12 protein-coding genes are annotated in these 13,924 nt (G+C 74.9%); 6 read left to right on the forward strand and 6 right to left on the reverse strand.

Features of this window, described 5'->3' with window-relative positions; genetic code table 11:
- Nucleotides 1-66: 66 nt before the first annotated feature.
- Nucleotides 67-1,401 (reverse strand): CoA transferase, encoded by a 1,335-nt coding sequence (locus ACN9MS_RS01885; protein WP_426310472.1) that lies wholly within the window; start codon nucleotides 1,399-1,401, stop codon nucleotides 67-69.
- 141 nt (nucleotides 1,402-1,542) lie between these two features.
- Here ACN9MS_RS01885 and ACN9MS_RS01890 point away from each other — a divergent pair, with 141 nt between their 5' ends.
- Complete coding sequence (locus ACN9MS_RS01890) at nucleotides 1,543-2,796, forward strand: SH3 domain-containing protein (RefSeq protein WP_426310474.1); 1,254 nt, start codon at nucleotides 1,543-1,545, stop codon at nucleotides 2,794-2,796.
- Nucleotides 2,797-2,817: 21 nt separating this feature from the next.
- Here ACN9MS_RS01890 and ACN9MS_RS01895 read toward each other — a convergent pair whose 3' ends face one another.
- From ACN9MS_RS01895 to ACN9MS_RS01905, 3 genes are all read right to left on the reverse strand, one after another.
- Nucleotides 2,818-4,605, reverse strand: coding sequence for a hypothetical protein (locus ACN9MS_RS01895; RefSeq protein ID WP_426310475.1), 1,788 nt, complete (start codon nucleotides 4,603-4,605; stop codon nucleotides 2,818-2,820).
- 128 nt (nucleotides 4,606-4,733) lie between these two features.
- Nucleotides 4,734-5,189: an NUDIX hydrolase gene (locus tag ACN9MS_RS01900; protein WP_426310477.1), complete on the reverse strand. Its 456-nt coding sequence runs from the start codon at nucleotides 5,187-5,189 to the stop codon at nucleotides 4,734-4,736.
- A 367-nt stretch (nucleotides 5,190-5,556) separates the two neighbouring features.
- Nucleotides 5,557-6,927, reverse strand: a complete 1,371-nt coding sequence (locus ACN9MS_RS01905) for a glycoside hydrolase family 6 protein (protein WP_426310478.1) — start codon at nucleotides 6,925-6,927, stop codon at nucleotides 5,557-5,559.
- Between the two features lie 136 nt (nucleotides 6,928-7,063).
- Here ACN9MS_RS01905 and ACN9MS_RS01910 point away from each other — a divergent pair, with 136 nt between their 5' ends.
- Genes ACN9MS_RS01910 through ACN9MS_RS01920 form a run of 3 tightly spaced genes read left to right on the forward strand, consistent with a single transcriptional unit; the run spans nucleotide 7,064 to nucleotide 9,698 of the window.
- On the forward strand, nucleotides 7,064-7,477 hold the full coding sequence (locus ACN9MS_RS01910) for a PadR family transcriptional regulator (RefSeq protein ID WP_426310479.1): 414 nt from the start codon (nucleotides 7,064-7,066) through the stop codon (nucleotides 7,475-7,477).
- Nucleotides 7,474-8,637 (forward strand): hypothetical protein, encoded by a 1,164-nt coding sequence (locus ACN9MS_RS01915; RefSeq protein WP_426310480.1) that lies wholly within the window; start codon nucleotides 7,474-7,476, stop codon nucleotides 8,635-8,637. The genes ACN9MS_RS01910 and ACN9MS_RS01915 overlap by 4 nt, the downstream gene beginning before the upstream one ends.
- On the forward strand, nucleotides 8,634-9,698 hold the full coding sequence (locus ACN9MS_RS01920) for a hypothetical protein (RefSeq protein ID WP_426310481.1): 1,065 nt from the start codon (nucleotides 8,634-8,636) through the stop codon (nucleotides 9,696-9,698). Before ACN9MS_RS01915 ends, ACN9MS_RS01920 begins: the two co-directional genes overlap by 4 nt.
- A 102-nt stretch (nucleotides 9,699-9,800) precedes the next feature.
- Here ACN9MS_RS01920 and purB read toward each other — a convergent pair whose 3' ends face one another.
- Nucleotides 9,801-11,297 (reverse strand): adenylosuccinate lyase, encoded by a 1,497-nt coding sequence (purB, locus tag ACN9MS_RS01925; RefSeq protein WP_426311796.1) that lies wholly within the window; start codon nucleotides 11,295-11,297, stop codon nucleotides 9,801-9,803.
- A 184-nt stretch (nucleotides 11,298-11,481) separates the two neighbouring features.
- Here purB and ACN9MS_RS01930 point away from each other — a divergent pair, with 184 nt between their 5' ends.
- Nucleotides 11,482-11,796 (forward strand): hypothetical protein, encoded by a 315-nt coding sequence (locus tag ACN9MS_RS01930; RefSeq protein ID WP_426310482.1) that lies wholly within the window; start codon nucleotides 11,482-11,484, stop codon nucleotides 11,794-11,796.
- A gap of 20 nt (nucleotides 11,797-11,816) precedes the next feature.
- A complete protein-coding gene (locus ACN9MS_RS01935; protein WP_426310483.1) occupies nucleotides 11,817-13,472 on the forward strand; it encodes an esterase/lipase family protein in 1,656 nt (551 codons plus the stop codon).
- A 34-nt stretch (nucleotides 13,473-13,506) separates the two neighbouring features.
- Here the strand turns inward: ACN9MS_RS01935 and ACN9MS_RS01940 are convergent, their stop codons facing one another.
- Nucleotides 13,507-13,896 (reverse strand): phage holin family protein, encoded by a 390-nt coding sequence (locus ACN9MS_RS01940; protein ID WP_426310484.1) that lies wholly within the window; start codon nucleotides 13,894-13,896, stop codon nucleotides 13,507-13,509.
- Nucleotides 13,897-13,924 lie beyond the last annotated feature (28 nt).

The raw sequence follows: 13,924 nt of genomic DNA on the forward strand, positions 1-13,924 counted from the left end.
TCTCTCCTTCGTCCGGCAGCGGCCGGTTCGTCGGTCGCGACCGTGCGGTCGCCTCGTCCTCGACGCTCACGCCGTCCACCGCGGCTCGTCGGCGCCCCACGGCCGTGCGGGCGTGGGGTAGTCGTCGACCCGGGCGTCGCCGAGGCGGTCGAGCGCGGGGCGGGTCGTCGTCGCCACGACGTCGTGGCCGTCCAGGCGCGCCGGGTGCTCGACGACGCAGCGCGGGCCAGGCGTGCGCGGTGCGTCGTGCGCGGGGTCGCGGCCGGGGGCCGCGAGCAGGGCGTGGCCGGTCCGGACGAGCGCGCCGTCGACGTCGCGGCCCCGGCCGTCGGTCGCGCGGTCCGCGAGCGCGTCGACGACGGCGGCTGCGAGGAGGTAGCCGGTCGCGTGGTCGAGCGCCTGGGCGGGCAGGGCTCCCGGCGTCGCGCCCTCGGGAGCGGTGTCGTCCCGCGCCCCCTCCACCAGGGCGATCCCGCTCGCCGCCTGGACGATCGAGTCGAAGCCGCGCCGGTCGGCCCACGGGCCGTCGTCGCCCCACGCCGTGACGCGGGCGTGCGCCGCACCCGGCGGGAGCCGCAGCCCGAAGGCCTCGACCGCCCCCGGGCGGTACCCGGTCACCAGCGCGTCGGCGCGGTCGAGCAGCTCCTGGGCGCGGGCGAGGCCGTCGTGCGTCGCGAGGTCGAGCAGCGTCGACCGCTTGCCCTGCCCGGTGTCGAGGTGCTGGACCTCGATCTCCGGGAGCCCCGGTGGGTCGACCCGCAGGACGTCCGCGCCGAGCAGGGCGAGCGTGCGCGTCGCGACCGGACCCGCGATGACGCGCGTGAGGTCGAGCACCCGGAGCCCCGCGAGCGGGCGCGGCCCGCGCGCGAGCGGGCGCGGGGGAGCGGCGTCGTCGCGCTCCGAGCGCCGCACGGGAGGGTCCGACGCCGCGGCGCGGCCGGGCGCGGACGCGCGCCACACGTCCTCCGGGCGTACGCGGACGGCGATCGCCCCCACGTCGGCCGCGCGGTCCTCGACGTCCTGGGCCGAGCGCGCGGCGAGGGCGGCGACGACGTCGTCGCGGGTCGGGGCGGTGCGGACGTCGTCGGCGAGGTCGAGGAGCGCGAGCAGCCGTGCACGGTGGTGCGGGTAGTTCGCGTGCGTGCGGACCCAGCCGTCCGCGGTCCGGAAGAAGCCCGAGAGCGGGGCGAAGCCGTCCACCGGGGCGCCGTCGACGCGGAGCAGCCGGTCGCTCGCGAAGGCTGCGGCGACCCGCTCGGGGTCGGGAGGCGCGCCGGCGTCGAACCCGCCCGCACGGGCCGCCGCGTCGCGCACGGCGACGACCGACGCGACCGCGAGGTCCAGGACGGGCAGCGTCGCCGCGAGGAGGCCGTGCCGTCTGCGTGCCGTCGCGCTTCCCACGGCACGACGCTACGCCAGACCCGCTCCGTGCGGGTGAGCGTTCACACCTGCGCGTGCGCGCCGACGAATCTCGACGTACCGTGCTGGAGGCGTGTCAACCCGACACGCCGGGCATGTCACGAACTTTTGCAGGGGGCACACATGATGCGGTACCCGCGACGCCGATCCGGCGCGGTGGGCATGGTGATGGCGACGGCGCTCGCGACGGGGCTCGGCACGATGCTGGTCGCACCCGGGGCCAGTGCGGCGGTGAGCGCGGTCGTCACGCCGCTCGGCGCGCGCACCTATGCGGTGTCCTCCTACTACGGCCCCCGCTGCATGCCGATCGCCAACGCGTCGACCTGGCACCTCGGACAGGACCTAAGCGCCGCCTCCGGCACGCGCATCAACGCCATCGCCGACGGCGTCGTGCTCCGGGCGGGCAGCGTCAGCGGGTTCGGCCAGTGGGTCGTGCTGCGCCACGCCGTCGGCGGGAAGACGGTCTCGAGCGTCTACGGGCACGTCATCGACGGCGACAAGTACGTCAAGGTCGGGCAGAAGGTCAAGGCGGGCCAGCGCATCGCGGACGTGGGCTCGACGGGGACGTCGACCGCCCCGCACCTGCACCTCGAGGTCTGGAACGGCACCTACGGGTCGGGCGCGTCGCACACCGACCCCCTCGCCTACCTGAAGAGCAAGGGCGTCGACCTCGGTCGCAGCGCGACCCGCGTCGCGGCCCGGCCGTCCGCGAAGTCGTGCACGTACTACGCGAACACGGCCGTCAACCTCCGCAAGGGCGCGGGGACGAACACCGCGGTGCTCACGCTCGTCCCGCGAGGCGCAGCGGTCGTGGGCAAGCCCGGCGACGGCAGCGGGACGTGGCGCAAGGTCACGTACGGCCGCTACACCGGGTGGGTCTCGGCAGCGTACGTCGGCCCGACCAAGCCCCCGCCCGTCAGCACGGCTCCCGTCTCCCGGCCCGTCGCGACGCGCTACGTCACCGCCGCCTCGCTCAACCTCCGGGCGTCGGCGACGACGTCGTCGTCGGTGCTCGCCCGGCTCCCGAAGGGGACGAAGCTCTCCGTCACGTCCACCTCGGGAGGCTGGCTCAAGGTCACCGCGAACGGTCGGACCGGGTGGGTCTCCGCCCAGTACACGTCGACGCGCGCGCCGTCCGCTCCGGCGAAGCCGGCGCCGGCGCCGGCGCCCCCGAAGGCCAAGACGTCGTACGTGACGGCGTCGGTGCTCAACCTCAGGGCGACGCCGTCGACGTCGGCCAAGGTGGTCACCAAGCTGTCCCGCGGCACCGCGGTCACGCATGCGGGCACCGCGTCGAAGGGCTGGCTCAAGGTGACCGTGGGCAGCCGCACGGGCTACGTCTCCACGACCTACCTCTCTGCCACGAAGCCGCGCTGAGGCGCCCGGACCACACCGGCGTCAGGGGCCGAGCGTCACCGTGCCGGGGAACCGCGCGGCGGAGCGGTCGGTCGCGGACCCGTCGCCCGCGGCGTTGATCTCCGAGATCATCATGACGAGCTCGAGGTCGGAGTCCGCGGCGCGGGCGAGGCTGGTCGCGAGCTGGTACGGGTCCGAGAGCGGCTGCATGTCGTAGTCCGTGACGATCATGCGCGTCTGCATGCCGAGGCTGTCGTTCTCGACCGCCGTGCGCACGCTGTCCGCGAGGCGGTTCATCTGCGACTCCGTGAGCGTCATCGTCACCTGCTGCCCGGACGACACCTCGCCCGACGGGGAGAAGCCGGAGAACTCCCGCGTGTTGAAGTACTGCGACGACATGTCGTCCGCGGTGACGTCGAACGAGTACGTGCGTGCCGAGACGTCCTCGTTCCCCGACGCGTCGAAGGCCTGCGACATGCGGAAGTCGCCGCGGTCGCCGTACGTCGCGGTGAGGAGCTGCTCCGTGCTGCCGTCGGGGTTGGTCGTCGCGACGAGCGAGCCCGTGTTCTTGCCGATCTCCCACTCGGCCCCGCCCACGGGAGTGTCGAAGCCGACGGTCGACGTCGAGTCGAACTCGACGCGCTCGATCTTCGTCGTGCCCGAGATGCCGGTCGACGGGTCGGCGGGGATCTCCCCGGTGACGAGGTACGCGTCGTAGGCGGCCTGGCCCTCCGGCGTCGACAGGTCGAACTCGGCGGTGCGCAGCGACGCGCCGTCGAGCGACGTCGTGTTGCCGAGCATGACCTTCACGGCGTCGAAGTCGAGGCCGAGCCCCGCGTGGTTGGCGATGGCCTCGGTGGGACCCGCGGTCACGCGCACCGTGTCGTCGCCCGTGCGCTCGATGAGGCTCGTCACGCCGTCCGCGTCCTTGACGGACGACTCGACGGCGATGTGGCGGAACGCCGCGTTGAGCTCGGTCTCCGAGTAGCTGCCGCCGTCCATCGTGACCGACGAGCCGACCGGCATGGTCCGGGGGTCGAACGGGTTGATGCTCCCGGGGTCGGTGACGCCCGCGTCGTCGGGCACCTTGACCGTGTACTCGGACGTCACGCCGGTCGTGTACCCGCCGCTGACGCCCGTGCCGCCCTTGTCGACGCCGCCCTCGACGCCGATCGAGACGTCGGACTTGGACGTGTACGTGGTGAAGCCGTCCTCCGACTTCTCGCCGACCGTGTACTCCGCACCGCCGTTCACGCCGAACGAGATCTTCGAGCCGTTCGTCGTCTTCATCCAGTCGGAGAGCGAGCCGCTGCCCGAGTACGTGGTCTCGCCGCTCTCCGGGTCGTGGGTCACGCCGAACCCGACCTTCGCGTCGGTGCCCTCCGTCGCGGGGTTGCCCAGGCTCGAGTTGTCCGTGCCGGACTCGTGGTCGCCCTTCACGGTGACCTTGGGGCCGCTGGGGCTGTCGTCGCCCGAGCCCGACCCGTCGCCCGATCCCGGCCCGCCGCCGGATCCCGGCCCGCCGCCGGGGCCGACGCTGCCGCCGCCGCCCGGGCCGCCCGTGCCGTCGGAGCTGGCGCTCTCCTGCTGGTCGGCGTTCTTGCGGACCTTGTCGGCCGCGTCGCGGAGCGTCGCGGTCGCCGCGGCCAGCGCGGGGCCCAGCTCGGCGGACCAGCGGCCGCGCAGCTCGTCGCCGTCCGGGCCGGCCCAGCGGGCGCCGCTCACGGTCGAGTCCAGCGTGCTGCGCGTCGTGGTGAGAGCCTCGGACGCCGTCGTGAGGCTCTGCGCGAGCGCGCGCAGCTCGCCGATGTCGGCACCGTAGAACCCCATGGTCGTCCCTCTGTCGCTGCGGATCGTGCACCCGGAGCGTACGTGGGCGGGCGCCACCGCGTCTCGCCCGGCTCATGGGGCGAGGTCCCCATGGCGCGCACCGCACGGCACGGGAGCGCGGCGCGTGGTCAGGCGGAGAGGACCCCCGCGAGCCGGTCGAGGACGATCCGGCCCGCCGGCGGGACGCGGTGCGCGTCGGCCGGCGTGAGCCACGCGAGCTCGGCGATCTCGGCGTTCGGCGCCGGCTCGGGGGAGCCGGGGAGCGGCTCGGCGTACAGGCAGTGCATGCGCACGACCCGACCGCCGAGTCCGTGCCCGGGGGCCTCGGCGACGAAGGCGGGGCGGACCGACGTCGGGTCGAGGCGGACGCCCAGCTCCTCGTCGATCTCGCGCACCAGGGCCTCGGCGTCCGACTCGCCGGGCTCAACCTTTCCGCCCGGCATGAAGAAGCGGTCCTTGCCGGTCGTGCGGACCGCGAGCAGCCGCCCGTCGCGGACGTTCACCCAGCCGACGGTGCGCAGCGGCGGCAGCGCGGCGGGCTCGGGGGAGGGCGGGTCGGTGCGGGGAAGGTCGAGCGACGTCACGCCCCCACTGTGCCATCTCCACCGTGCTGGCTTCGCGGCGTCGTCCGGCGACGACGACTCACGACGACCGGGACCCCCGACGGCGCGTGGCGCACCCAGCGAGCCACGCGCCGTCGGGCCTGCCCCTCGCGCGGCCCCAGTTCCGGCGAAGGGCGATCGTGCCGGACCGAGGCCCGGCAGGACGATCGTCACACCGACCGGCCGACCTTGCTCGGCGCGGACCCGTCCCGGCCCGGCCGAGCGCGGTCAGGGGTAGCGGCGCCCCCGCCTCAGGAGGCGCCGAGCACGACGTTGCTGCCGTCGTCCGGGCGACAACGGCAGCAACGTCGTGCTCGAGGGCGAGCAGGTCGTGCTCGAGGGCGTCGGGTCACCAGGACGCGTTGCGCGCCAGCTCGAGCGCGATCTCCTGCCACCACTGTCCGGCGGGCGGCCCGCCGTTGCACGACCCGTCGCTCTCGCCGGGCAGCTTGACCCACAGCAGCGCGTCGAGGTGCGTGCCGTCGTCGACGGCGCGCGGCGGGTCGCCGAGCGCACGACCCCGCGGGTTGCACCAGTCGCCGTCGCTCCCGTTGCCGTTGCGCGACGTGTCGACGACGAACGACACGTCCCCGCCGAGCAGCGCGGCGACCTGCTCGCCGTACGCTCGCGACTCGGCCGTCGTGCGGTAGTTCGACGTGTTGAGCGCGAACCCGACGGCGTCGTCGAGGCCCACCTGCTGCAGACGGGCCGCGGCGGTCGCCGGGCTCAGCCACGCGGAGTGGCCCGCGTCCACGTAGACGCGCGCACCGGCGTCGGTCAGGATGCGCGCCGCGTCGCGGAGCATGCCCACGCGGTCGCCCTGGCCGGAGCAGTCGCCGAGCTGGGCCAGGGCGTCGGGCTCGAGGACGACCCACGGTTCGCCGACGATGCCTGACGCGACCGTCTGGACCCAGCTCCGGTACGCCGCCTCGGCGGTGCCGCCGCCCGAGTGCGAGCCGCAGTCGCGGCCGGGGATCGCGTAGATCGTCAGGAGCGGCGTCGCGCCCTCGGCCGCGGCCGCGCTCGTGAACGCGGCGACCTTGGCGCGCGACACCTGCGCGTCCGCGTCGGTGACCCACGACGACTGCGGCGTGAGCGCGATCTTCGCCAGCAGGTCCCGGTCGCTGCCCGACGCCGCCTGCCAGGCCTCCCACGCCTGGTTCGTCGCGTCCACGTGGAACGTCACGTCGCCCGGCGTCTCGGGCGGGTCGGTGGGGTCGGTGGGGTCCGTGGGGTCGGGCGGGTCGGTGGGATCGGTGGGGTCTGGCGAGGCGTCGCCGCCGCACGCGACACCGTCGAGCGTGAAGCTCGCGGGCACGGCCGGAGCGGACGCGGCCGTGCCCACGAGGCCGAAGGAGGCGCTGCCGCCCGTGGCGAGCGAAGCGTTCCAGCCGACGTCGCCCACGGTGGTCCGGCCGCCGTCGCGCACGAGCGTGCCGTTCCAGAGCTGGCTGATGCTCTCGCCCGCCGGCAGGTCCCAGGCCAGCTCCCAGCCCGAGCGCGGGGCGCCGAGGTTCGTGACGGTGACGTCGGCCTGGAAGCCGCCGGACCAGGAGCTCGTGATGCGGTAGTCGACCGTGCAGGCCGTGGAGGTCGCCGCCTCGCTGGAGGCCGCGAGCGCGGCGCCGGCGGTCGCCGTGGCGCCCAGCGTCGCGAGGGTCGCGACAGCGGCGACGAGCGCCGCCGCACGGGGTCGTCGGGTGGGGGAGGTCGCTCTCATGCTCGGGGCTCCGTCGCCTCGGGGTCAGGACATCGCCACGGTAGGGACTGCCGGGGAGCGACGGAGAGGGTGCGAAACGTTTCGCCCTGCGGCGTGTCGAGATCCATGGCTTTGTTGCGAGGGTATGTTCGTCGCCATGGCATCCAAACCGCTCCAGGAACCCGCGTTCCTCGTCCTGTCCGCGCTCGCCGCCGGTCCGCTGCACGGGTACGGCATCGCACAGGACGTCGAGTCCAGCTCCGACGGCCGCGTGACGCTGCGTGCGGGGACGCTCTACGGCGCGATCGACCGGCTCGTCGCCGCCGGTCTCGTCGAGGTCGACCACGAGGAGGTCGTCGACTCCCGCCTGCGCCGCTACTACCGGCTCACCACCGAGGGCGGGTCGCGCCTCGCCGCCGAGGCCGAGCGTGCCGAGGCCCAGGCGCGCCGCGCCCTCGAGCGCCTCGGTGCCCGCCGTCGCGCGTCCGCGGTGGCGCGCGACGGCGCCGCGGCCCACCCCGCCCGCGGCCTCGCGGGAGGCCTCGCCGACGGTGGGGCGGTGCCGGCATGAGCGGGGACCGTGGGGAAGGTCTCCGCGTGGCGGGTGACGGGACGGCGGCCGCACAGGTCGCGGGGAAGCCGACGGCGGAGCCCGGCGCGACGGTACTCGTCGCGCCCGTGCTCGTGCGGGACTACTGCCGCCTCCTGCGGCTCTTCCCGTACACGTACCGGCGGGCGCACGAGGCGGAGATGCTCGGTCACCTGCTCGACGGCGCGCAGCCGGGGCAGTCGCGCCCGACCCGCGCCGAGCGGGCGGACCTGCTGCGTGCCGCGGCACGCGAGTGGGTGCTCGCGCCCCTGGGCCCGACCGAGCGGCAGCGCGCCGCCGCGGCCGTCGTCGCGCTCGTCGCCCTGACGGCGGTGCTCGCCGCCCCCGCGTCGCAGGACCTCCTGCGCGTCGGCCTCGCGCTGGGGGACGAGTCGGCCCGGGAGGTGGTGGGAACCGCCGCATCGCCGGCGTGGCTGGTCGTCGCGACGGCGCTCGTCGCGGTGCCCCTCGCCCCGGCCTGGCTGCTCTGGGCCGGGTCGGTCGTGGCCCTGGCCGCGCGCCTGCGGCGGACCGGGCTCGTGCTCGCCGCGCTCGCCGCCGGGGCGGGCGTCGTCGCGGTCGGCTCGCTCGTCGCGGCGGAGCGCGCGTTCGACGCGTTCCGGGAGGTCGGGTGGGTCGTCGCCCTCCTGGCTTCCCTCGGGGCCGTCGCCGCTCGAGCGCGGCAGACGGGGCCCGTCCTGGGCGCGCGTGCGGGTGTCGCCGCACTCTGGCTGACGGCGGTGTCGCTCGCGGTCTCCGTGCCACGAAGTGCGACGGTCGTCGCGGACGAGGGCGTCTGGGTCACCGCCCCGGGCTATCCCTTCACGCTGGCGGCGGAGGTCGTGATCCTCGTGGGGGCAGCGGTGCTGCTGGTGGCGGTCCGCCCCGTGCGGCAGGCCGCTCCCGTGCTGGCCGGGGTCTTCACCGCACTGCTCCTCAGCGGTTCGGACGTCTTCTGGTCCGGCGCGCTCGACACCACGGTCGTGAACCTGGGCAACGTGCTCGGGGTGGTCGCGCTGTCGGCCCTCGTCACGCTCGTGGCCCGGTGGGTGGTCAACCGCCTCGACGAGCTCGCTGAGTCCCGGGCCGCGCACCGCGCGCTCTTGGCGGCGGCGGGCCCCGGCACGGCGGTCGCCGCATGACCGCGGCAGACGCCCCGACCTCGGTCGCGGAGCCGCCGGTCCCTCCCGTCCTCGTGCGGGACTTCCGCCGTCTCCTGCGGCTCTTCCCGTACACCTACCGGCGGGCGCACGAGGCCGAGATGCTCGGCCACCTGCTCGACGGCGCGCAGCCGGGACAGTCGCGCCCGACCCGCGCCGAGCGCTGGGACCTGGTCTGCGCGGCGGCCCGGGAGTGGCTGCTCGCGCCGCTGGGCTCGACGCCCCGGCAGCGACGTGCCGCGACGTCGGTGCTCGCGGCCGTGCTCCCGGTGCTGCTCGCGCTCCCGACGGGGCGGACCCTGGGTTCGCTGGCGACGACCCTCACGAACCCCGCGCTCCAGCACCTCGCGCTCGGGTGGGCTCCCGCCGCGCCGGCGTGGGGGCTCTGGACGGTGGCGCTGGTGCTCGTGCTCACGGGGCGCGCCCGGGCGGCCCGCCTCGTCGGGACGGCGGGCACGGTGCTGCTCGTCGTGTCTCTCGCGACCCTCGCGATCGCAGGCGACTGGCACGACCTCTCCCGTGAGCTGGGCTGGCTCGCGCCGATGGTCGCGCTTCTGGTCGTGCTGCGCGAGCGCCAGACGGCCGACCCGGTGGTGCCGCACCGTGCGCTCGTCGCGACCGTCGGCGGGGTGCTCGTGCTGCTCCGCGTCCTCGCGGGCGTCGCGGAGTCCGTGCCGGCGCTGGCCTACCCGGTCATGTCGGTGTCGACCGGGGCCCTCGCGATCTCGGGGCCGCTCCTCCTCTTCGGGGTGGTCGCCGGTGGCGGGGCCCTCGCGCGTCCCGTCGCACGACAGTCCCTGCCCGTCGTGCTCGGCGTCCTCGCCGGTCTCTGGGTCGGACGGTTCGGTCTACTGGACGGAAGCCCGCTCAACGGTCCCGGTCCGGACGTCCTCGTCCCGCAGGTGCTCGTCGTGGTCGGCGTCATGGCGGCTGCGCGCTGGGTCGTCAACCGAGCGGACGAGCTCACCGAGGCCCGCGCCCGTACCCGGGCCGAGGCCGCTCGGCCGGACGCGCCGCACCCGGGCGAGCCGACTGCCGTCTGACACCCGCGACCTCGAGCACGACCCTGCGCCTCCGCGCGAACGACATGAGGGCCGTTATCCACCGGATGACGGCCCTCATGTCGTGTTCGGCGCGGGGCCAGGTCAGTCGAGGTAGTCCGCCACCAGGCGGGACGCGAGGCCCGTGTACGTCGCCGGGGTGAGGTCGGAGAGGCGCTGCGCGACGTCGTCGGGCAGACCGAGGCCGGCGACGAACTCGCGCAGGCGTGCGGCGTCGACGCGCTGGCCGCGCGTGAGGTCCTTGAGCCGCTCGTACGGGTTCTCCATGCCGGGCACGCCCGCGACGGACGCCGCGCGCATCGCCGACTGGATGGGCTCGCCGAGCACCTCCCAGTTCTCGTCGAGGTCCGCCGCCATGAGGTCGGCGTTCGCGGCGAGGGCCTTGAGGCCGCGGCGTACGTTGTCGATCGCCAGGAGCGAGTGGCCGAACGCGGGGCCGACGTTGCGCTGCGTCGTCGAGTCCGTGAGGTCGCGCTGGAGGCGCGAGGTGACGAGCGTCGAGCCGAGCGTGTCGAGCAGCGCGGAGGAGATCTCGAGGTTGGCCTCGGCGTTCTCGAACCGGATCGGGTTGACCTTGTGCGGCATGGTCGACGACCCGGTCGCGCCCGGCACGGGGATCTGTGTGAAGAACCCGAGCGAGATGTACGTCCACACGTCGGTCGCGAGGTTGTGGAGGATGCGGTTGAACCGCGCGACGTCCGCGTACAGCTCGGCCTGCCAGTCGTGCGACTCGATCTGCGTCGTCAGCGGGTTCCAGGTGAGGCCCAGGCCCTCGACGAAGTGCTTCGAGACCGACGGCCAGTCCACGCCCGGGACGGCGACGGTGTGCGCGCCGTACGTGCCCGTCGCGCCGTTGAGCTTGCCCAGGTACTCGGCCGCGCCGACCCGGCGGAGCTGGCGGCGCAGGCGGTGCGCGAGGACGGCGAGCTCCTTGCCGAGCGTCGTCGGCGTCGCGGGCTGGCCGTGCGTGCGCGAGAGCATCGGCACGTCGGCGAGGTCGCGCGCCATCTCCGCGAGCTGGTCGGCGAGCGCCGTCGCGGCGGGCAGCCACACCTGCTCGACGGCGCCGCGCACCATGAGCGCGTACGACAGGTTGTTGACGTCCTCGCTGGTGCACGCGAAGTGCACGAGCTCGCCGACGCCGGGGAGCACGGTCTCCGCGCCCAGGGCGTCGGGCGCGGCGGCCAGGCGGCGCTTGACGAAGTACTCGACGGCCTTCACGTCGTGCACCGTCTCGCGCTCGATCGCGGCGAGCTCGGCGATCTCCTCGCCGCCGAACGTCGCAGGGATCTGGCGCAGGTACGCGACCTCCGCGTCGGAGAGCTGGGGAGCGCCGGGCACGACCGGGCGGACCGCGTTCTCGTCGACCGCCTGGACGCCGTTGCACAGCGTGATCAGCCACTCGACCTCGACGTGGACGCGCTCGCGGTTGAGCGCCGCCTCGCTGAGGTGGTCGACGAGCGGCGCGACGGCCGCGCGGTAGCGGCCGTCGAGCGGGCCGAGCGCGATCGGCGGGGTCACCTCGGCGAGCGACACGCGGGCAGGGGCGTCTGCGGCAGGGTTCTCGGGCACGCCCCTGATTCTCCCACGCGTGCCTGACGGGGGCCCGCGCCTCCCGCAGTCCGGTCACGCGCTCCTGGCGGGCGAGCGATCGGTGGGCGTCGCGCGGGTCGTGGCCGTCCCCAACCCCGTCTCCCGAGGGGCCCGTCCACAACGACGGACGGGGTCGCCGCTTCGCGGCGAGCGACTGCGTACGGTCCCCGCCATGTCCTCCTCGTCGCCCCCGCCGCCCTCGCCGTGCGTCGCCGCGCCGTTCGGCGTCTCGCTCGCCCGGACCCGGGTCCTCACCGCCCAGGACGACGTCGCGCGAGCGGGTGCCGCGCTCGCCGCGCCCGACCTGCCGTGGGCGGGTCACGCCCGTGCGACGTACGACGACGCGGCCGCCGATCGCCGGAGCGGGCTGCTCCGGCTCGGCATGCTGCTCGACAGCTGCCTCCTGCGCCTGGACGCGCTCACCGTCCTCGCCGAGGCCGAGGTGGCGCGGATCCGGGCCGAGCTCGCCGCGGCGGGCGTGCCGTGAGCGGCCCTCGACCGGCACCCGTGGTCGTAGTGCGCGGTGGCACGGAAGCGACCACGGTCGAGACGGCGGCGGTCGTCGCGCAGGCGGTGGCCCTGGGCGCGCGGGCGGACCTCGTCGCCAGGACCGTGGCGGCGCTCCGGGACGCACGGGACTCCGTGGACCTCACGACCGCGACGCCCACGGCGTTCGGGGGACGCTTCGCGGCGCCGGCGCCGGCGCCGGCGCCGTTCCCGGCCACGTCGGGCTGGGACGTCCACGCCACGCCGTACTGGTCGGCCGAGGTGCGTGCGGCGCGCGCGGCCGCGCTCGAGGCCTTCGACCTCGCGATCGGCGTCGCGGAGCAGCAGGAGGGAGGCCTGAGGTTCCTCGCAGCGCGACTGCACCAGGCCGTCCGCGTGTACGACGACGGGGACGCTGCCGCGGCTGCCCTGTGGCAGGACCTGGCGCTCCTGGTCGGGGGCGGCATGAGCCCGACCGGGGCCGCCGCGGCGGGGCTCGGCCTCGTCCTGACCACAGGATCCGCCGGTTTCCTGCGCTCCCTCCTCCTCGGCCGACCTTCGTGGGGCGCGATCGCCTCCACCGGAGGGGCGTTCCACGCGGCCACGATCCGTGCGCTGAGCCGCGTGATCGGTCTGGCCGACGAGGACCGTGCCTGGTACCAGATGCCCACCGCCGGCAACGCCGCGTCGGTGCTGCGCGGGTTCATGCAGCCGTTGCGGGACCGGTTCCTCCCCGATCCCGAGGTCCGCCTCGTCGACACGGGCCGCGCGCTGCCGACGCCCACCGACATGCGCTCGGCCCTCGGCGCGGTGTCGGCGCTCGACACGGACTCGACGCTGAGCATCCAGAAGATCGTCAAGGACGACGGGACGCCGACCTGGCTCGTCGCCATCCCCGGCACCCAGATCTGGCTGAACAACCTTCGTACCGTCTTCAACATGACGTCCAACTACGACCTCGCGGACGACGACCTCGCGGTGCGGGCTCAGGCCGACAGCGCGCGCGCCACGATCGAGGCGATGCGGCAGGCCGGGATCGGGCCGGGCGACGACGTCGTGCTCGTGGGGCACAGCCAGGGCGGCATGGTCGCGACGACGGTCGCGGCAGCGAGCGTCGGCACGTACAACGTGCGCCATGTCGTGACAGCAGGGTCCCCCGTGTCCAACCACGGCCTGCCTCCGGGGATCAAGGCCACGCACATCGAGACGCAGGGTGAGGGTGTCTCCGACACCGACGGTGCCGAGAACCCCGCGACGCCCGACGAGGTCACGGTCACCGGCGTCCTGCCGGCACCGGACGGCGGCCCCCCGATCGAGGTTCCGCACAGCGTGCACTTCCACCAGGAGGTCTTGGACGCCGCGGTCGAGGTGGGCGACCGGGGGCTCGAGGAGCACCTGGCCGACGTCGAGCGGCTGCTCGACGGCGAGGCAGAGGAGCCCTTCGTCTACGAGGCGCGCCTGGTGCCCGACCCGGACACCACGTTCTGCATCGGGGACCTGGCGGTCCCGCGGTCGCTCACGCCCCCGTGGGCGCCGGGCACGCCGTTCCCCGGGGTGCCGACGCCCGGGTCGCCGTCGCCCGGGGTGCCGGGGTTCCCGGCCACGGGAGGGCCGGGGGCCGGTGACCTCACCGCGCCGGGCCCGGACGGCGGGGAAGGCGACGATGACGCGCGGTAGCGACGCCGGTCCCCGCGGACCGGGGCGTCCGGGGTCAGCGGTCCTGGGCCTTGGGCACGACGGCCGAGACGGCGAAGTTGATGAGCCCGATGATGAGGGCCGCGAGCAGGGCCCACCAGAACCCGCCGACGATGCGGATACCCCAGTCCGTCTGCTCGGTGATCCACGCGGTGAGCATGAGCATCAGCGCGTTGACGACGAGGGAGAACAGCCCCAGCGTGAGGATGTAGAGCGGGATGGACAGGATCTGGACGATCGGCTTGATGACGGCGTTCACCAGCGAGTAGAGCAGCGCCACCACGAGGATGATGACGAGCTGCCCGCCGGCGGTGTCGGACCCGACGATCTGGAAGTGCTCGTCGATGAACAGGCTCGTGAGCCAGATCGCGAGGCCGGTGACGAGGACGCGGACGACGAAGCTCATACCGGGCATCCTGCCACCCGGGCGGCGG

Origin of the sequence: Cellulosimicrobium sp. E-16 (genome assembly GCF_049913115.1) — a bacterium.
GTDB lineage: Bacteria > Actinomycetota > Actinomycetes > Actinomycetales > Cellulomonadaceae > Cellulosimicrobium.